The 19,729-nt window shown below is 60.8% G+C and carries 15 protein-coding genes; 13 read left to right on the top strand and 2 right to left on the bottom strand.

What is annotated here, in order from left to right:
* Positions 1-294 precede the first annotated feature (294 nt).
* Positions 295-1,227, top strand: coding sequence for a replication protein RepA (locus tag GSQ92_RS22485; RefSeq protein ID WP_159014052.1), 933 nt, complete (start codon positions 295-297; stop codon positions 1,225-1,227).
* A gap of 96 nt (positions 1,228-1,323) precedes the next feature.
* Here GSQ92_RS22485 and GSQ92_RS22480 read toward each other — a convergent pair whose 3' ends face one another.
* On the bottom strand, positions 1,324-3,180 hold the full coding sequence (locus GSQ92_RS22480) for a sigma-54-dependent Fis family transcriptional regulator (RefSeq protein WP_159014051.1): 1,857 nt from the start codon (positions 3,178-3,180) through the stop codon (positions 1,324-1,326).
* A 219-nt stretch (positions 3,181-3,399) separates the two neighbouring features.
* On the opposite strand from GSQ92_RS22480, the gene GSQ92_RS22475 reads away from it, so the two are divergent.
* The 11 genes from GSQ92_RS22475 to GSQ92_RS22430 all read left to right on the top strand — a co-directional run bounded on the left by GSQ92_RS22475 (position 3,400) and on the right by GSQ92_RS22430 (position 16,209).
* Complete coding sequence (locus tag GSQ92_RS22475; protein ID WP_159014050.1) at positions 3,400-5,070, top strand: glycosyltransferase family 4 protein; 1,671 nt, start codon at positions 3,400-3,402, stop codon at positions 5,068-5,070.
* 328 nt (positions 5,071-5,398) lie between these two features.
* Positions 5,399-6,442, top strand: coding sequence for an NAD(P)-dependent alcohol dehydrogenase (locus GSQ92_RS22470; protein WP_159014049.1), 1,044 nt, complete (start codon positions 5,399-5,401; stop codon positions 6,440-6,442).
* Positions 6,442-7,521 (top strand): WD40 repeat domain-containing protein, encoded by a 1,080-nt coding sequence (locus GSQ92_RS22465; protein ID WP_159014048.1) that lies wholly within the window; start codon positions 6,442-6,444, stop codon positions 7,519-7,521. The genes GSQ92_RS22470 and GSQ92_RS22465 overlap by 1 nt, the downstream gene beginning before the upstream one ends.
* Positions 7,518-7,688 (top strand): hypothetical protein, encoded by a 171-nt coding sequence (locus GSQ92_RS29870; protein ID WP_174246738.1) that lies wholly within the window; start codon positions 7,518-7,520, stop codon positions 7,686-7,688. The genes GSQ92_RS22465 and GSQ92_RS29870 overlap by 4 nt, the downstream gene beginning before the upstream one ends.
* Before the next feature lie 365 nt (positions 7,689-8,053).
* Complete coding sequence (locus GSQ92_RS22460; RefSeq protein WP_159014047.1) at positions 8,054-9,724, top strand: aromatic/alkene/methane monooxygenase hydroxylase/oxygenase subunit alpha; 1,671 nt, start codon at positions 8,054-8,056, stop codon at positions 9,722-9,724.
* An 82-nt stretch (positions 9,725-9,806) separates the two neighbouring features.
* Positions 9,807-10,874, top strand: a complete 1,068-nt coding sequence (locus GSQ92_RS22455) for an NADH:ubiquinone reductase (Na(+)-transporting) subunit F (RefSeq protein WP_216856914.1) — start codon at positions 9,807-9,809, stop codon at positions 10,872-10,874.
* A 65-nt stretch (positions 10,875-10,939) separates the two neighbouring features.
* Positions 10,940-12,025, top strand: a complete 1,086-nt coding sequence (locus GSQ92_RS22450; RefSeq protein WP_159014046.1) for an aromatic/alkene monooxygenase hydroxylase subunit beta — start codon at positions 10,940-10,942, stop codon at positions 12,023-12,025.
* A 38-nt stretch (positions 12,026-12,063) separates the two neighbouring features.
* The gene (locus GSQ92_RS22445) at positions 12,064-12,414 is read left to right on the top strand and encodes an MmoB/DmpM family protein (RefSeq protein ID WP_159014045.1); all 351 of its coding nucleotides are present in this window, start codon (positions 12,064-12,066) and stop codon (positions 12,412-12,414) included.
* A 171-nt stretch (positions 12,415-12,585) separates the two neighbouring features.
* On the top strand, positions 12,586-13,605 hold the full coding sequence (locus tag GSQ92_RS22440; RefSeq protein ID WP_159014044.1) for an amidohydrolase family protein: 1,020 nt from the start codon (positions 12,586-12,588) through the stop codon (positions 13,603-13,605).
* Entirely contained in the window at positions 13,602-14,390 is a 789-nt protein-coding gene (locus GSQ92_RS22435; protein WP_159014043.1) for a metal-sulfur cluster assembly factor, read from the top strand. The genes GSQ92_RS22440 and GSQ92_RS22435 overlap by 4 nt, the downstream gene beginning before the upstream one ends.
* A 181-nt stretch (positions 14,391-14,571) precedes the next feature.
* Complete coding sequence (locus GSQ92_RS22430) at positions 14,572-16,209, top strand: molecular chaperone GroEL (protein WP_159014042.1); 1,638 nt, start codon at positions 14,572-14,574, stop codon at positions 16,207-16,209.
* Between the two features lie 512 nt (positions 16,210-16,721).
* On the opposite strand, the gene GSQ92_RS22425 is transcribed toward GSQ92_RS22430, so the two are convergent.
* Positions 16,722-17,009, bottom strand: a complete 288-nt coding sequence (locus GSQ92_RS22425; protein WP_159014041.1) for a type II toxin-antitoxin system ParD family antitoxin — start codon at positions 17,007-17,009, stop codon at positions 16,722-16,724.
* A gap of 633 nt (positions 17,010-17,642) precedes the next feature.
* Between GSQ92_RS22425 and GSQ92_RS22420 the strand changes: the two genes are divergently transcribed.
* Entirely contained in the window at positions 17,643-19,691 is a 2,049-nt protein-coding gene (locus tag GSQ92_RS22420; protein ID WP_216856913.1) for a sigma-54-dependent Fis family transcriptional regulator, read from the top strand.
* Positions 19,692-19,729: the final 38 nt, after the last annotated feature.

The following is a 19,729-nucleotide window of genomic DNA, read 5'->3' as shown; positions in this document are numbered from 1 at the left end:
GTGGCCTGCCGCACGAGCCACCGCGCATTAGGCGGTTAGTTTTATGTCGGGGCCGAGGAGATAAGGTGAAAGGAAGCCAGCTCACCCTGTCCCTTTTCCACAGCCAGGTGGGGAATCTAGCGAGCTTAGTGGGGAATTTAGCGTGGCGGATCGTTCAGACGCCCCCGCGCCAGCCTTAATTATCCCGGGGAATCTAGCGAGCATACTATTAGTAGATTCTACAAATAGCTTCCTAATAGCATCCTCTCAGGATTCCCCAGAGACTACTCGACGCCAATAGGTCAAGCTAAGCAAATGGGGACGGTACACGACATTCTTGAGAATCAGGGTAAACGGGGAGCTCTTGAAGCCGGACATGCTCGAGAAGTGGTCGAGGCTGCAGCCGCCTACATGTCCGATGAGGAGAATGGCCTCGGATTCGCCTATAGCGGATGGGCTCAATGCGCATTGCCTCTCAAGAAGCTGCCCCCCGAGGCCCGTTGGGAAGTCGCGACCGATCGGGTACGTCTCGTCGTCGAGCCCGGCCTCAGGCTTGCGACCAACGAAATCGATGGTCCTATGGAGCACGTGGGCGTGCCGTACGGCGCTCATGCTCGCCTGATTCTCCTTTATCTCCAAACAGAAGCACTCCGCACTGGGCGTCGCGAAGTTGAATTAGGTACATCCCTTCGGAACTGGCTATCCAGAATTGGAGTTTCCTACGGTGGCACGACCGGCCGACTCGTAAGAGATCAGGCCGAGCGCATCAGCCGCTGCCGACTTACATTTCACATCCAGGGAACAGGATCATCGTCTGCTCTCGTTAATCAAACCATCGTTGATAAAGCATTATTTATTCAGGGCGGGGAGAGGGGGGCGCAAGGACAGCTATCTCTGGAAACAGCCAAGCTATCGGAGGGTTTTTACGAGCAACTTCTGAAGCATCCCGTGCCATTGGAAGAGGCTGCCATCAGAGCCTTGAATAACAATCCAGCGGCCCTGGATTGCTATATCTGGCTGACCTACCGCCTTCACGTCCTACGTAACGATCGACTGGTGACTTGGTCAGCCTTGAAGAAGCAGTTCGGGAGCTCCTACCGCGAGTTGTTTCACTTCAAGCCCCGGTTCATTCAAAGCCTCCAGCTCGCTTCAGCAGTCTATCCAGGCGCGAGGATTGATGTGCTGGAGGAAGGAGTGGTCCTGAAGCCGTCCAGCTCTCCCGTGAAAAAGCTAGTCACCTCGCAGTGACCTCGCAAGATTCCCCAGCTCTGGGCGCTTACTTTGGGTGGAGGAGACTGCCCTCCACCGCCGGGCCGGCAGTCCATGATTCCATTTCCTTCAGCTTCAATGCCTTAGGGCCCGATAGACGGTGTTGCGGGAGACACCTAGACGTCTAGCGGTGGCGCTGAGATTGCCACCGGTCTCGCGATGCGCGGCCAGAATGCGCGCCGTCATCTGATCGCGCAACCTGTCTGAAGCCGCCGCAGGCGCCCCCAGTAGGCGCTCGACATCGGTAAGCGTGACCGGGCGTCCAAAATCGATCAACGTCAGCCGAGTCAGCGCATTGCGCAGCTCGCGGATATTGCCCGGCCAAGCATATGCGGCCAACCGTGCCGCCGCTTCAGGCTCGATCTCAGCCGAGGCGCCGAGCGCCGCCAACAGATGGCGCACAATCGCTGCGAAATCCGTCCGTTCTCGCAAAGGTGGCAATAGCGCTTCGATGGTGTCGAGCCGGTAATAGAGGTCAGCGCGAAATCGGCTGTTAGCGACCGCTTCCCGCAGGTCGAGATTGGTCGCAGCGACCAGCAGTACGTCAACTTCACGGGCCGCGCCGCCGCCAATCGGCCGCACAACCCAGTCATCGAGCAATCTTAGCAGCACCGCCTGCAAGCCGACCGGCATATCGCCGATCTCGTCGAGGAACAGTGTGCCGCCATGCGCCTGGGCCACAAGCCCGGCCGCCCCGCCGCGCCGGGCGCCGGTGAAGGCGCCCTCAGCGTGGCCGAAGAGCTCAGCCTCCACCAGGCTATCGGGCAGCGCGGCGCAATTGACCGGTACGAAGCGGCCGGTGCGGCCACTCGACGTATGGGCGTGGCGGGCGAGTTGCTCTTTGCCGGTACCGGTCTCACCACGGATGAGGATCGGCAGCCGCCGCTCCGCCGCCGCCTCGACCTGCCGCATAGCCGTCGCCACTACGGGATCCGCCGCTACGAATGCCTCAAGTGGCTTTGCCACGAGTGTTCTGCGTGGCTCCGCGGCGACTGCGCCGTGGCGTGGCAAGCGGCCGAGAAGAGGCTGCAGGTTCTCGATGCTCGCACTGAAAGTGCTACCTACGCGATCCTGCAAGGCGAGTCTCGTATCCCGCCGCCCGGCATCGAGGAAGGCCTCGAACCCTGTGCGGAATACGCCGTCGAAGCGGCGCCCAGGTGCCGCGGGCAGACCATGCAGGAACAGCCGAGCCTGCGGATTGGCCCCTAGGATCAATCCCGATGGATCAAAAGCCATGAGACCTGCACTCAGGGTATGCAAATATTCCGCGCGGTTGTGGAAAGCCATGACGATATCGCCGCGGTGGTTTTCGCGGAACAACCCATTCTCGATCTGCGTCGCCGCCATTGCCACCAGCGCCCGTGTATGCTGCTGCCGAGACTGGCAGTCGGAGGAGGCGTCGAGTACCCCCGCAAGCGAACCATCAGGCGCGAAGACCGGGGCGGCTGTGCAGGTCAGGCGGCCATAGCGGCTGAAGAAGTGCTCGCCCCCATGGATCGTAAGCGGCCGGCGGGTCGCAGCGACGCTGCCTAAGGCGTTAGTGCCGCAGCCGGCTTCGGACCAGAAGCTGCCGGGCCGGATGCTGCTGCTGCGAGCCGTCGCATCGAAGCTCGGATCCGCCATAGTATCGAGCAGCAGCCCGTCCGGCAGGGCAAAGGCGATGATGAAATTGCTGCCGGCGATTTGCTGGTGGAGGTTCTCCATTTCGGCGAGCACCAGAGGCCGCATAGCGCCGACGGTCGCGCGAGCGCGGCGCAATGCCGGCTCGGCAATACTACGCAGCGGCGGCGGCCTTTCCGGGTCGAGGCCAAGATCGAGGCAGCGGGTCCAACTCGCCGAGATTTCCGGCGCGAGTAGGTCGGCGGGCGTCATGTGGCGTCGTTCCAGCACCGTCCGGGCGCGGGCAAGCCGGTCCTCGGCCGAAATCAGCATCCGTTTCCCCTTATCGCCAGCCGTCTCCCGCGGCGTACTTCGGGATCAGCCTATCAAAGGATCGGAGGTCTGCACATGCGTGTCTTTGCCAGCTATCGGACTTCGGCGGGAGCCTGCTTCAAGCCAGGTGGTCTGTGATCGATGACCTAGCTGTGCTTGGGTCGAGCCCAGGCTGAACGCATTACGCCGGTCGCGAGGCAGCAAAACTGGAGAAAAAGAGTGAACCCCATCGCGACGCCCGCGATACTGTTCGAACCCGATGGATATCTAGCCTCCGGTCCCAAGCTGATGGGCCGCCAGGTGGCGGGGCACGGATTTCTTCGTGCAGCCATCGCCAATCGTCAGGGGGCGACAATGTCGGCATACACGCCGAGTCAAGCTTCAGCTCAAAGCTTCAATGAGCTTGTTCGTGAATATGATTCTGTTGCAAAGACCCAGTGGTTACGCCCAGATCGCCCCGATCTCCTGAGTCAAATAGGCACCCTTTATCTACCCGATCCACGCTTGGAGGCCGCTGCAAGATTGCGTCTAAGGGCTCACCCCGCGGCATATAGTCTGTGCGGTATCATTCATGGAACAGTGGCGCATGCGGCCACGGACGCTATAACCGGTCTGCTCACAGCTCCTGTGATGCCGTGGGATGCTCTCATCAGCACGTCGTCTGCGGTGGCTGAATCAGTCAAAGGACTGATCGACGCAGAGATAGCATATTTGAAATGGCGTTTCGGCGCATCGTTCTCAGCAACGCTTCCGGAGTTTCCCGTTATTCCGTTGGGTGTGCACAGTGCTGACTACGTCATTACGCCGCAGGAGCGTGCCTCTGCGCGATCGGAACTCCGCCTCCCGGAAGATCAGGTCGTAGCATTATTTGTTGGGAGATTGAGTTCGCACGCTAAAGCACATCCCCATGCAATGTGCGCTGGCTTACAAGCGGCTGCGCGAAGGAGCGGGAAGAAGATCGTTCTTATTCAGTGTGGTTGGTTTCCGAATGAATCTGTCGAGCGTGGATTCAGAGAGCTTTCGCTTTCCGCTTGTCCGGATGTTCGGGTACTTTTTTCTGACGGACGGAAGCCTCTCGAACTCTGGAGGAGCTGGAGCGCAGCGGATCTATTTATATCACTTTCAGACAATATCCAAGAGTCGTTTGGACTGACGCCTATTGAAGCTATGGCGGCAGGATTGCCTGCAGTGGTCTCTGACTGGAATGGATATAAAGACACCATTCGCGATGGTGTAGATGGTTTCCGCATTCCGACATGGATGCCGCAGACCGCATTAGGTGACATTCTTGCGCAGCGCTATGAGGCGGGAACAGGGAGCTATGACTACTATTGTGGGCTCGCTTCCCATACCGTTTCGATGGACATGCAAGTTCTCGTCGAGCGCTTAAGTGAACTGGTGACAAACGTAAGCCTTCGTAGACAAATGGGTCAGGCAGGACATCGGCGCGTCCTGGAGCTGTTCGATTGGCAGGTCATTTATAGGAAATATCAGGAGCTTTGGACTGATCTCGGGCGACTCCGGCTTGGAGCAAGACAGGATTCTCTGCAATCCATGCGAATTGCACAAGCGCCAAAAGCATCGTCTGCCCGTATGAATCCATTTCGCAGCTTTGCCCATTATCCAACAGCCCTAATTCGAGCTTCCACGCGGGTGAATCTCGAACCGGGAGCAAGTAAAACAGTCTATTTGGCAATGGCCCGTCAGCCGCTGTTTAGCTATGCAGATCTCGTGCTTCCGCCTGCCGCTTTTGTCGAGAATTTAATCTCCTCCCTGGAAGAAGAGGAGCTTGTCGTTCAGGAGCTTGCCGACCTTATGAAGATCGACATTGATTCTGTTCTAATAGCAGTATCTGTCTTGGCTAAAATGGGGCTAATACGGCTGCGATAGCCATTGGTCCCGCGTCCCTTGTCGATACTCAGGTATGTCGGACCTATTGAGTTCTTGGACCATAAAGTCAAACCGCTCCGGTGGTGTTCCTTTGTGGAACAGTCGACCGCACAAGAATGTTCCGTAGTGATACAGTTGTCATTTGCGGCAGGCGCAAGGTGGCTTTTGTGTCAATCCGCCAAGACTTAATTCCTCGAACCAACGTCTTGAAATCCTTCCGCTAAACCGAACGCAGATTTGAGGCTCTAGTCGCTGGCCTACCCTTTGGCACGCCCCATGCAATGAACCTAATGCCCAAAGAGGCGAGATAACGGGGAGGGACTGCGCCATGAAGGCAGCCGTGCTGCATGCCTATGACGAGACTCTCTCGTCTGACACCTTCGTGCATTATGAGGATGTCCCGGATCCTAAAATTGAAAAACCGACCGATGTCATAGTCCGCATCGGCGGTGCCGGAGTATGTAGAACCGATTTGCATGTCGTCGAAGGCATTTGGCGCGGCAAAGTCGATGTCGTACTACCTTATATTATGGGCCATGAAAATGCTGGCTGGGTCGAGGATGTCGGCTCCGCAGTTGATACTTTCAAACCCGGCGATGCGGTAATCTGCCATCCGCTGGTCACCAGTGGCCATTGCCTCGCCTGCCGCCGCGGTGACGACATGCATGCGACCGACAGCTCTTTTCCCGGAATCAACGCCAACGGCGGATATGCGGACTATCTCCTCACCGGCGAGCGCTCACTGATCAAGCTACCTAAAGCGCTCGCGCCGAAGGACGTTGCACCCTACACGGATGCTGGCCTCACCGCCTATCGCGCTGCCAAGAAGGCCTCCCGCCATCTGTTGCCGGGGCAATACGTCGTTGTGATCGGCGCAGGCGGGCTCGGTCATATCGGCATTCAGGTGCTAGCCGCGCTTTGTGCCGCCGAGATCATCGCAGTAGATCGTTCTGATACCGGCCTAGCGCTCGCTAAGGAATGTGGCGCGCATCACCAGATCCGCGCGGATGGCGATGAGGTCGATGGCGTCATGGCGCTGACCGGCGGCCGAGGCGCCGAGGCGGTGATCGATTTCGTAGGCGAGGGTGAGGCGGTCGCCAAGGGTCTCGCTATGACCGCCAATGGCGGTTTCTACTACATCGTCGGTTATGGCGGCCGGATTGAGATGCCGACGCTCGATATGATCACCTCCGAGAAGACCATCGTCGGCAATCTCGTTGGCACTTACCCAGAACTTGTCGAGCTGATGGCGCTAGCGGATCGCGGGCTAGTGCATCTCGCGACACGCGAATACCGGCTCAGCGACGCCAATCAGGCGCTGCATGATCTGCATAACGGCCGCATCAAGGGCCGCGCGGTGTTAATCCCCTGATGCGTCCGCAGCCCTTGCTCGATGTGCTGGGCGGCGGCTGGTCGCTTGGGGTCCCCGTGGTGGCCGCCGATTGGGATGCCGACCTCGCCGGCTTTGCTTTGCGAGACGGTTCGGTCGTGTTGGCGCGGGCGGAATGGGAGGGCGGTCCAGTCCTGGCGGCGCGTCCGGCCGGCGGGCTTGAATTGCGACCGGGCGAGCCGCCGCCGCCTTTGGCGCGAGAGGCGGCCCGGCCGGATGGCTGCCTGACGCTGCGGGCTTCCCAAGGCCATGGTTTTCTTTGCGGCGGTGGCAGTGGGATATTGGCGCGTGTCGGCACCGACTTGAATCAAACGACCGCCGAGCCTCCGGCTGCAAAGGCCGAGCACTTCGCGATTGCCGCGGGCGGGCGGCCTGCGACGGCGCTCGGCAATCGCGTCGAGATTTCCGATGCTCCCGGCTTCGATGTGCCGGCCCGTGTGGTGGCCCTGCTCTTCGATCCGGCCGGAAAGCGCCTTGCCGTGGCCGATGAGGCAGGGGTGACGCTGTGGTCGGCCGAGGACAGGTGTCGGCTCGAAACCTCCGCCAGACCCTGCGCCTTGGCGTGGATGTCTGATGGGACGCATTTGGCCTGTGGGCTGGAAAACGGCGCCGCGCGGTTGTGGCGCCTCGATAGGGGCGATAGTCCGGCCGCCATGACGCTTGATGGCGACGGCGCGGCGGTGCGGTCGCTGGCCTTTTCGCCCGATGGCCGCTACCTCGCGGCGTCCGGCGGCGCGCGGGTGTTGTGCTGGGACCTCAACACTCCAGGCGGGCCCCCGACCCCCTGTGGCATCACCGCGCGAGTGCCGATCGCCGTGGTGGCCTGGCATCCGAGCCGCGCCATGATCGCCGCCGGCACCGGCAATGGCGCAGTCATGCTAACGGAACCCGCCGGTCGGGACGCCCTGCATGTGCGTGGCGAGGGTGGGGGGGCCGTCAGTGTTCTCGCTTGGTCAGCGGATGGCGGTCGCCTCGCCATCGGCACCGATGGCGGTGACCTCGGCGTACTGCCGCTGCCCGATGCGTTATTCCGGCCAAAGACCCAGGAGATGCCGCAATGACGGAAGAGGAAACCTCCAAGGACGCCTTCTTCAAGCGGCTCGGCGTTCTCGCCCAGGAGATGATCGACGCCCACGGCAAGGATTTCACCATGGGCACACTAGTTCTTGCGGCCCGCTTCATCGCCGATGGCAAACCCATCGGCCGTCCAGAAAGCAAGAAGGAGTGAGGGGACGTGTTTCGCGATACATGTCCTGTCGCAGTTTGGGACAGCCTCAACCCACCGGTCGCCCTCGACAGGATGCTGATGGAGTACCGGGTAGGGTGAGGGCTGGTGACGATTGCCTAAAGTAATGTCTCATTACGAGACAGCCTTTGGGACACTTCGCAGCGAAATGGGACATGCTGCAATGCAGTAATCGCAAGTTCACGCGAACTAACGACATCCCCCTCTCTAGGAACACAATGAGTTTGGACTTGGCACGACTTTTGCTACTAAATTGATGCCTAGGCTAGCGGCCTCGAGTTGTTGCGCTGCACAAGACCGCCGGCCATGAGCCGCAAGAAACCGCGTTGATCGAAGGAGGATCCGAAATGCCTGATGGGATTTCATTAACCAAGATCACAGCCCAGAAAGGAATAAGCATCGGCGAAGCCGCCAAGCGGGTCGCCGACCTTGGCTGGACGCCGAGCTACGTTCAGGAAGCGATGACCTTCCCGACCGACTACAAGATCAAGAAGGCCCCCCGGGACCCGATGAAGCAGGTCCTGCGCTCCTACTTCCCGATGCAGGAAGAAAAGGACAACCGCGTCTACGGCGCACTCGATGCCGCGCTGCGCGGCGACATGTTCCGCAATGTCGAGCCGCGCTGGGTCGAGTGGATGAAGCTGTTCCTGGCGATCATTCCCTTCCCTGAAATTTCCGCCGCCCGTTCGATGGCGATGGTCGCGCGCCTGGCCCCGGGTGAGGAACTTCGCACCGGCTTCACGATGCAGATGGTCGACGAGTTTCGTCACTCGACGATTCAGATGAATCTGAAGAAGTGGTATATGGAAAACTATATCGACCCAGCCGGGTTCGATATCACGGAAGCCGCTTTCGGCCGCTGCTACGCGACCACGATTGGACGGCAATTCGCCGAGGGCTTCGTCACTGGTGACGCGATCACCTCGGCAAATATCTACCTGACCGTGGTAGCCGAGACCGCGTTTACAAATACGCTATTCGTGGCGATGCCGTCCGAAGCCGCCCGCAATGGCGACTATGCACTGCCGACCGTCTTCCTCTCGGTGCAATCCGATGAGAGCCGCCATATCGGCAACGGTCATTCGATGCTGATGTCCCTCATCAATGATCCCGACAACCATCAGCTCATCGAGCGCGATCTGCGTTATGCCTTCTGGCAGAACCATGCGATCGTCGATGCCGCGATCGGCGTGCTGATCGAATACGCGACCACGGATCGCGACAAGAACAAGGAGAGCTATGCCGAACTATGGCACCGCTGGATCTACGAGGACTACTACCGGACCTATATGCTGCCGCTCGAGAAATACGGCATCAAGATCCATCATGATGACGTCAGCGCTGCCTGGGACCGTATGGTCAAGAAGAACTATGTCCACAAGACCGCACAGTTCTTCTCGGTTGGCTGGCCACTGAACTTCTGGCGCATCGAGGCCCAGACGGATAAGGACTTCGAGTGGTTCGAGCATAAATATCCCGGCTGGTATGCCGAGTTCGGCGATTACTGGAAGTGGTACGCCAAGCTCAGCAAGCCCGGTGAGACCATCATGACCTTCAACACCGAGACGGGTTATATCTATCCGCATCGCTGCTGGAGCTGCATGGTGCCTTGCCTCATCCGCGAGGAAATCGTCTGCGACGAGGTCGATGGCAAGATCTATACGTATTGTTCGGAACTTTGCCATTGGACTCACAAGACCGCCTTCGCAGCGGAGTATGAGGGCCGTCCCACACCCGCGATGGGCCGCTTCAGCGGCCGGCGTGAATGGGAGGATTGCTACCACGGCTGGGATCTCGCCGACGCCATTACCGATCTCGGCTTCGTGCGCGACGACGGAAAAACCTTAGTTCCGCAGCCGCATCTGCGTTTCGACGACAAGGAGATGTGGACGCTCGACCACGTGCGCGGCCATACGCTCGGCAGTCCGCTCCGGACTATCCGCGCGATGACGCCTGAGGCGCGGGAAACCCACCTCGCCGAATATCGCAAGGGCTTCAAGATCAATCCGATCAACTAGTCTAGCCTTGCGTGAAGGGGTCCGGCCCGAGCCGGACCCCGCGACCACCCACCCAATACCGCATCCCGATTTAGGGGCCGCCATGAGTGACGCCGCTATCCATACCGTCCGATTCGAACCTATGGGGATCGAGATGGATGTCCAAGAAGGCGAAACAGTGCTCGACGCCGCCTTTCGCCAGGGCATCTCCGTCATGCATGGCTGTAAAGAGGGCCAATGCGCTAGCTGCAAGTCCAAGCTCGTCGAAGGTGATATCGAACTGCTAAAATACTCCACCTTCGCGCTGCCGGAATCGGAGCGTGACACAGATCATATCTTGCTCTGCCGCACTCTCGCGTTTAGCGACATCACGGTCGAGCTGCTCAACTACGATGAAGATCTGCTCAGCCGCTCGATCGCGGTGAAGGAGGTGCCCGCGCATCTCGTCTCGATCATTTCGCTCACCCGCGATATCCGGATGCTGACGCTGGAGCTCTCCTCGCCCATGCGTTTCTGGGCCGGCCAATATGTCGATATCACCATCCCCGGCAGCGGTATCACCCGCGCGTTCTCAATGGCGAATGCGCCGGCCGATCACGAGGCCGGCGGCGGCACCACGATGCAATTCATTATCAAGATGTATCCCAACGGTGCCTTCTCTTCTCGACTCGATCCGCAAGCGGATAGCGGCCTAAAATCCGGCGACACCCTGATGGTCAAAGGGCCGTACGGCACTTGCTTTCATCGCGAGGGACGTCCAGGCCCTCTGGTGCTGGTTGGTGGTGGATCGGGCATGTCGCCACTTTGGTCGATCCTGCAGGATCACCTGCAGCGCGGCTCTCATCGCCCAGTGCGCTTCTTCTATGGCGCGCGCACCAAGGCGGATCTCTTCCATATCGAGGAATTTGCTGCTTTCGGCGCGCAACTCCCTGATTTTCGTTTCATCCCGGCCTTGTCCCACGCCGAACCCGGCGATGACTGGACCGGCGAGACCGGCTTCGTCCATGACGTTGTCGCCCGCGTGCTGCGTGAGGAAGGGCTGGAGGGCGAGATCGACGCCTATTCCTGCGGCCCGCCGCCGATGATTGATGCCGTGTTGCCAGTACTGCAGATGGCCGGGGTCGAGCCCGAGCACATCTATTTCGACAAGTTCACCACAGCGACGAGATGACTTTTCAGTCTGCGGATGACTAGAAGCAAAGACTAAGAACTAAACCTTAAGGGAGAATCGCAGTCATGAGTGCAGTGCAACAGCCGACCGGTCCCGTGAAGTCCGGCGCCGCGGGTGCCGCGAAATTTGCCGGCTCCGACAGCCGCAAATACAACTACTTCGATCCTAAGGGCAGGCGCGCGACGCATTACGAAGACATGACCGTCGATGTTCAGCCCGATCCCAAGCGTTATCTGTTGCAGGACTGGATCATCTCTTTTGCCGACGGCACGCCGACCTATTCCGAAAATTGGACCGAAGCCAAAAGCAGCGACTGGCACAAGTACCGCAGCGTCGACCAGGAATGGGAGCGCACGCATTACCAGCGTCAGTCCACCATCTGCGGCATGATCCAGAACGTGGTCGAGAATGGCCGCCGTTCAGGTGCGCCGAAGCGTTTCGACCCGGCTTGGGTGAAGATTCTGCAGGATCATCTTGGCGCCTATAAGCATGCTGAATTCGGCCTCGGCACGTCGACCATGCAGGCGCAGCGCTACGGCTATACGCAGATGATCAATAACGCAATCCTGACCAACTCTTCCTACAAGATTCGTTTTGCCCAAGATCTTACACTCTATCTCAGTGAAATTGGTCTGGATATTGGCGGCTTCGACGAAAATGCGGGCAAGGCGCACTGGCTCGAGGATCCGATCTGGCAGGGCACGCGGCGGGCGATCGAGACCATCGGCGGTGCGACCGATTTCCTCGAACAGTATTTCGCGGTCAATTTCGTCTTCGAGCCGCTCGTCGGCGAACTTTTCCGCAGCGGCTTCGTGATGCAGGCAGCGGCGTCGCAGAATGACTTCATCACACCCGCCGTGGTTTCGGCCGCCGAGGGTGATTACGAGCGCAACCTTGCTAATGCTGTCGAACTCTTCCGCATGCTCGTGCTCGATGAGGCACATGGCAATCATAACCGCATGCTGTTCAAGAGCTGGGTCGAGAAGCATGGCAGCCTCGCCCTCGAGGCCGCACATAACCTACAGCCGGTCTGGTCCCAGCCGCGGGTGAAGGTCGCGCATTTCACCGAGGCCTTTGAGTTGGCCAAGAACCGGGTCCGCGCCATCGCTGCTGAAACGGATATCGACGTCCGCCACGTTCTTGAGGCCTAATTCCACCACGCCCGCCCACAGAAGCAGGAACCATACCGATGTCGCATACCGACAATATCTTTAAGTCCATGAAAGACGTGCGTTTTGAGGACACGGTCTCCGTCCAATGCGGAGTGACGATGAACGACAGCGTGGAAGCCCGCGTCATCGCTGAGGTCATGAGCGAGAAGCCTGGCGTGACGGTGACCTATATGCCGGCGATGATCCGCATCGACGGCGAGGGCCGGATGGAATTCAAGATGGACGAGATCAGCGAACGGCTCGGCCGCGAGATGACCCCGCCGACCTTCGAGATTTCCACCTCGACCCATTACGGCCGCATGGTGATGGTCGACGACAATACCGTCGTTCTGTTTGGCGATATGAACGATATGATGGAGTATATCTGAGAGGGCCTTGGTGCAAAGCCTAAGGGGTCATCGGTGAGGCTCTGCACCGGCCCTCATTCCTGCCCGGCCACCACGTCAGCATTCCTGACGGATGGCCGTGTAGGCGTGAGGGCCGGTGTGGAGTTTTGTCTCTGAACCAAAAACACGCCACGCATTACGGGAGACAAGAAAATGTACACCACGAAAGACGGCGAAGAGATCTTCATCATCGATGGCCATGTCCATCTCTGGGACGCGAGCCCCGCCAATCAGCGCAATGTGCATGGCGCCGAGTTTATAAACTGCTTCTATGGCTACCACACGGCGCTGAGCCCCAAGGAAGAAGTGTGGCCGCGTGAGAAGTTCGAGAAATACGGCGCTGAGACGATGTACGAAGACCTGTTCGTCAAGGGCTATGACGACATGGCGATCTTCCAGCCAACCTACTTGAAGGAGTTCTATACCAACGGCTTCAATACGCTGGAACAGAATGCCAGCCTTGGCACGCGCTATCCGGAGCGCTTCATCGTTAACGGTGCCTTCGATCCCCGTGATGGCGAAGCCGGTCTCGAGCAGCTCGAGGCGGATTGCGAGAAATATAAGCTCAAAGGCGTGAAGCTCTATACCGCCGAATGGAAGGGTGACAGCAAGGGCTACAAGCTCTCGGATGATCACGCCAAGCGCTATCTCGAACGCGCCGAGAAACTTGGCGTCAAGAACATCCATGTCCACAAAGGCCCGACTATCCTACCGCTCAACCGCGATGCCTTCGATGTTGCGGATATCGATGACGCTGCCACGAGCTTCCCTAATCTTAACTTCATCGTTGAGCATTGCGGCTTGCCGCGCCTCGATGATTTCTGCTGGATCGCGGTGCAGGAGCCCAATGTCTATGGCGGCTTGGCCGTGGCATTGCCCTTCATCCACAGCCGGCCGGGCTATTTCGCCCATATCATTTCTGAGCTGCTCTTCTGGCTCGGCGAGGACCGACTGCTCTTCGGAAGTGATTACGGCATCTGGACGCCGAAATGGTTGGTCGATCAGTTCATGGCTTTCGAACTGCCGGACGACGTGCGGAAGGAAACTAAGGTCGAACTGACTCTGGGCGCCAAGAAGAAGATCCTGGGGCTCAATGCCGCGCGGATCTACGATATCGACATCGAGGCCAAGAAGGCCGCGCTGCGCTCCAGCCAGCGCGTCGCGGCTGAGTGAGCGCGCAGCTTCATGCCGCGCCGGACCGGGTCAGCGAGGTGCTGGCCCGGCTCGCCACTGTCAGTGATCCGGAACTTGACGAATCGGTGACGGAACTCGGCTTTGTCACCGATGTCGAGGTCGCGGCGGGCGGTGCGGTGCGCATCGGATTCCGCCTGCCGACCTATTGGTGCGCCGCCAATTTCGCTTTCCTCATGGCGGAGGACATGCGGTTGGCGGCAGCGGCGCTGCCCTGGGTCACCAGTGTCAGCGTGACACTCGGCGAACATATGTACGCCGAGACGATCAATCGCGGCATGGTCGAGAAACTCTCCTTTCAGACCGCCTTTGGCGAAGAGGCGAACGGCGATCTCGAGCAGGTGCGACAGATCTTTCTTGTGAAGGCCTTCCAACGCCGCCAGGTGGCATTGGGCGATTTCCTGCTTGCCGCCGGACATGAGCCAGAGGTGCTGGCGCCGCTTTCCATCGCCGGGCTGCGCGCTTTGGTGTCGGATGAGGAAGGATGTGGTCTGGTCGCGCGCTACCTAGAACGCCGCTGGGTCGTGGGATCGGCGGAGGAGGGGGATGCGGCTTTCGTCGATGAGGCGGGGCTCGCCGTCTCGGTCGAACGCTTCCGTCCGCATCTGCGAGCGCTGCGCCGCGTTGCCGTGAATGTCGAATTCAACGGCGCGCTCTGCCGCGGCCTCCTCGCGGCGCGCTTTAACGAGGAAGAAGACGCGACCAGGGAACCAACCTTGCACGACTTCATCCGCGCCCTGCCATCGGAGAAACGGCAGAGTTTATAAGTGGTGGCTGCGCCACAAGCCCGCCGGCCCTCACCCTCGCCCAACCATCCATAAGTATCCATCAGTATACTGATAGGTGGCCGATCGAGGGTGAGGGCCGGTGCCGACTTAAAGGCTGGCCGCAGGCTTGCGACACAAGCCGCGGACGTCGCTACGGGACGAGAGACGAGGGAACGAAGCTATGGCCAAGATGATGCTACATGATGATGAGGCTCGCCGCGCCCTCGGCCGTGGGGTGGGCAAGCTCGCCCGCGCGGTGCGTGGCACGCTAGGGCCCAAAGGCATGAATGCGATCATCGACCGGCCTATCGGCACGCCAATGATCTCGCGAGACGGCGTCAGCATCGCACAGGAAATCGAACTGCCCTGTCCCTTTGAAAATATGGGCGCTCAGGTGTTGCGCGAGGTTTCCAAACAGACCAACGACATCGCCGGTGACGGCACAACGACCGCCACGGTGCTGGCCGATGCCATGGTGCAGCAGGGGCTCGACTATTTGGCACAGGGAGCCAACCCGGTCGATCTTGTGGCCGGACTCGAACTCGCTGTGGTCGAGGCGCTTGCCGCCCTCCATCGCAGCGCCCGGCCGCTTAGCGGGCCGGAGGAGACCCTGGCCGTCGCCACCATCGCCGCCAACGACCCGGCTCTCGGCGCCATGGTCGCGGAAGCCGTTGAACGGGTCGGCGCCGAGGGACTGGTAACCGTCGAATTCGGCAGCACAGTCGAGACGCTGCTCGAGGTGGTCGACGGCATGTCCTTCGACCGCGGCTATCTCTCACATCACATGGTGACCGATATCGAGCGCATGCAGGTGGTGCTCGAGGAGCCGCTCATCCTGATGACCGATCTCAAGCTCACCGGGCCGGAGGATGCCGCCGCCATCGAAGCGCTAATCGAGGGCAGCGGCCGGCCACTACTCATCCTGGCAGAGGAAGTGGCACCGAGTTGCGTCGTGCATCTACTCGGCAGACGCGACCGTGGGCAGTCTCCAGTCGCGGCAATCCATCCACCGGAATACGGCCATTGGCGCAAGGCGATGCTCGAGGATATCGCCATCGTAACCGGCGGCCGGGTGATCGCCCGCGAGCTGGGCGGCAAGCTTTCCGATGTCACGCGGCGGGATCTCGGCAGTGCGCGGCAGGTGCGGATTTCGGCCAATCACACCATCATCAGCGCTGGCGCAGGCGACCCTGCCACGATCGCCGCGCGGCGGGTGCAGGTCGCCCGGCAATATGACGCGGCGCCGCAGAATATCGAGCGCGACAAGCTGCAGGAGCGGCTGGCGAAGCTGTCGGGCGGCTCGGCCATCATCCTGGCGGGCGGGGCCACTCCGGTCGAGCAGAAGCGTCGCGTGCAGATGATCGAGGATGCCATCAACGCGACCAGGGCGGCGGTACAGGATGGCGTAGTGGCGGGCGGCGGCACGGCGCTTCTGCAGATTGCGCCGGAGCTTGGGCCGATGATGGAAACACTCACCGGCGGCAAGCGGCTGGGGGCGAGTTTGCTGCAAGGGGCTTTGGGCCAGCCGCTCGCTTGCATCGTGACCAATTGCGGCGGCAATGCCGCCGAGGTTCTGGCGCGGGTATCCCAGGCACCGCGCGGCTTCGGCTTCGATGCCCGCAGCGGCGAGATCGTGGCACTGCTGGAGGCGGGTGTGCTCGATCCGGTGAAGGTGAGTATCACGGCGGTGCGCAACGCGGCCTCGGTCGCCGGCCTCATCCTGACGACGCAGACCCTGGTCGCCCAGCTCCCGGACGGCGTCGATCCCACGGCCGGCCCAGCGCTAGGTGGCGGCGCAGAGCGTTTGGGCAGAGCGTAAGAGGAACGCGGGCCTGGGGCCTCCAGACCCCAGTGGGTTCAGGGCAGCGCCCTGACCTTCTGTCTAGCTTGCTGCTGCCCAATAGCGTGCTGCGGCGATTGTTGTCGGCGGGACTGCCGGTTTTGTTGACCGCGCCATCAAATGACACCTCGTCATTTTCGAGCTTCGCTTCGAGCCGATCACATCCACCTCGGCCCAGCTCGCGACGATCTAGGGATCGGCATCCGGGTTTATCCCATACGTGGCCGGTTCATTGTCGCCTGCTGTGTGGAAGCCGATACTGTCCAAATCACTCGCGTATTTTATGGTGGGCAAAATTACGAAACCATCCTGCGCAATGGAGGCGTTGGTTAATGGATTAATGGACGAAGTCTATGGAAGAGCTCGTCGTCATGCGTCCGACAACGCGACCGAATTGCGTCCACGAAGCTCAGGGCCCGGCGGGGCTGTCCGGCTCGATAACGTCGTAAATCGCATCAAGGTCAGCAAGGGCGGCGGATCGATAGACAAGCCTAGTCATGCTCTCCGCGCGCCATTATTGATTTTTTTAACCGGGCCTCAAAATGGCGTTCCGCTTCCTCCTCGGTGAAGGAGGGACGGGGGTCTGCATCCGCCTCCGCAATTTTGGCGCGGATAGCCTCATAGTGTTCAACCCGTCGCAGTTCCTGCTCCTGCCAAGCGCGCATAGCCTCGCGAATCACTTCACTGTTTGAGGCGTAGCCGCCTTGCTCAACCTTGGTGCGGATTAGTCGCGCCATCTCGGTCGGCAGGGTGATGCTCAAGCGCTCGACATTCTGCATGGGAACCTCCGCGATTTTTATGCCACCAAGTAATACTAAATGCCACGTTATTTTGGAATTGATCGGAATCCATGGGAAAGGGCTCTTGGCTGACCCATTCCGCGGTCCAGACCCAATCCACGAACTGAGCTTTCCGACTCTGCCGCCGCCAAGAGCAATCGCCGACGAAATCAGGCTGCGCTCGGCCGGCTCTCCGAGATGACCGTCGCTTGATCGACGCCCTTGTCGAGCGCACGTTGTCACGGTCCGAGGGTGCTGGCCGCAGTGCGCGTACGCTTTCCGAAGGGGCGTAAGGGAGGCATCGTATCTATCCGCGCCGCGATACTGGGCGGCCCCTGAAAACTTGCGGATTCCAATGATGTCGGACAGCGATTTCAATTTGATCCGGACAGGGTCGTCATCGACGTGGCTATGAGACCGTTTAGAAATGCGCGGCTCGCGCATTTCCCGAGCCTGCACCGGCCCGTCGGCTTTACCCAAGTTTCAGCCTAGGAGAACACCCCCGGTCGGCGCTATTCTCTATTCAGCAAAGAGGCGCCGTTCAGGGGCCCGGCCGCGTGCGGTTTCTGCCACTCCAAGGGCGGTTGATAGGGAAGGAAGAGGCCATGCCGGGCCTAGCACCTGAGAAGGTGGATGCCTGAGATGCGGCGTATGGGCGCGGCCGGACCCCCGGCGCGGCCGCCGGAAACGCGCGCCGATGCCTCCATCCTGAGCGAACAGGGCCTGAACGCGCCTGGCGGTTGGCCCTTCAACATCCAGCAGCGCAGCGCGGCCAGCACTACTATGCGCGCCTGGGAGCGCTTTCTTACCGGGGATCCGCTCGCTCTCGCGCCGGAAGGCAATTTCGTCGTCGCCTCCTGGCTGCGCAGCCAGCAGCTCGGCATCAATCCGCGCGGCCGCGCGGCCCCCCTCGCCGCCCGTGGCGATGCCATGGCCCATCTCCGCCATCGCCATGCCGACCTGCTCGGCGCCGCCTCGGACGTCTTCGCCAATACGGCGGAACTCTTCGGCGGCTCCCGCTCGCTCATGCTGCTGACCAATGCCGAGGGCATCGTGCTCGATGCGGTCGGCGACCATCAGACGCTCGATGACGGGCAGGACATCCACCTCATGCAGGGTGGCGACTGGCGGGAGGATACCGTCGGCACCAATGGCATCGGCACCGCGCTCGCGACCGGCCGCCCCGCCCAGGTCCATGCCTCCGAGCATTTCTGCGAAGGCATCAAGGCCTGGACCTGCGCCGCCGCCCCGATCTTCGAATTCGGCACCGGCCAAGTGCTCGGCGTGGTCGATATCTCCGGCCCCTCCACGACCTACCAGCGCAATAATCTGAGCCTCGCGGTCGCGGTCGCCCGGCAGATCGAGATGGTGCTTAACGAACGCGCTAGCCAGGAGCGTATGCGCCTGCTGGAGGCCTGTCTGGAGCGCACCTCGGCTACCGATGTGGCGGGTCTGGTGGCGATCGATCGCGCCGGCCGCCTCGTGCATCGCAGCGGGCGGGTCCCGCCGATGGGGGCGCTCGGCCATCGCCTGCCAGGGCTAGACAACCGCACCCCTGTGGAGGATTGGGCGGCACTGCTGCCGGAGCCGCTGCGCGCCGACTGGTTCAACGTGATCCGTATCGATGGTCGTACCATCGGCGCGCTTCTGGTGATTCCTGGCTTGTCGCAATCCAGCCTAGCCCGCAACAGCCTCGCAAGGGAGCCGGAACCCCACTCCAAGACGGAAGCCTTCACCCACATCATTGGCCTTAGTACCAGCATGCAGCGCGCTATGGCCCGAGTGCGGCAGCTCGCCGGCAAGCGGGTGCCCGTGCTCATCGAAGGCGAAACCGGCGTCGGAAAGGAACTTTTCGCCCGCGCCGTCCATAGCGACCCTGCCGAAGGCCGCCCCTTCGTGGTGTTCAACTGTGGCGCCGTAGTGAAGGACCTGCTGGCCAGCGAGCTTTTTGGCCATGTCCGCGGCGCCTTTACCGGCGCCAATGCAGGCGGCGCGCTGGGACGCTTTGAGCAGGCCAATGGGGGCACCCTCTGCCTTGATGAAATCGGTGAAATGCCGCTTGACCTACAATCCTTCCTGCTGCGCGTGCTGGAGGAAGGTGTGATCTACCGCCTTGGCAGCGGCCAGCCTCGGCAAGTCGATGTACGGCTGGTGGCGATGACCAATCGCTGCCTGCTCGATGAGGTGAATGCCGGTCGCTTCCGCCGTGACCTCTATCACCGGCTGAGCGTGACTCGCCTACAGCCGCCGCCGCTGCGCGAGCGGGAGGGCGATGTCGCGTTGCTGGTCGATCATTTTAACCGCCAACTTGCCTTGCGCCACGAGGTGCCGCCGCGGATCTTCGGCGAACCTGTGATGGCCATGCTGCGCAGCTATGCCTGGCCCGGCAATGTGCGCGAGCTGCGTAATATGGTCGAAAGTCTGCTGCTCATGTCTGAGCGGGAGACCGTGACCGAGGAAGAGGCGGCGGCCCTACTTGAAGCAGGTCCAACGCGGCCCGAGCCTGTAGCGGCGGCGGTGCCGGAAAGCGCCCCGGGCGCCAGCTTGGAACAGGCGGAGCGCGCTGCCATCGCCCAGGCGGTGCGCCATTGTCACGGCAACCTTGCTGAGGCGGCCCGCGCACTCCGCATCTCGCGCAGCACACTGTATCGTAAGATGGAGCGTTACGACTTGGCTCTGTGAGCGGAAGGCTTGCCTCAACCTGCCAGGGCGGCGAACCT

The sequence above is a fragment of the Acidisoma sp. S159 genome, from assembly GCF_009766125.1.
Taxonomy (GTDB): domain Bacteria; phylum Pseudomonadota; class Alphaproteobacteria; order Acetobacterales; family Acetobacteraceae; genus Acidisoma.
Note: the sequence above shows the minus strand (reverse complement) of the source record. Positions and strands in the feature narration are given on the sequence as shown.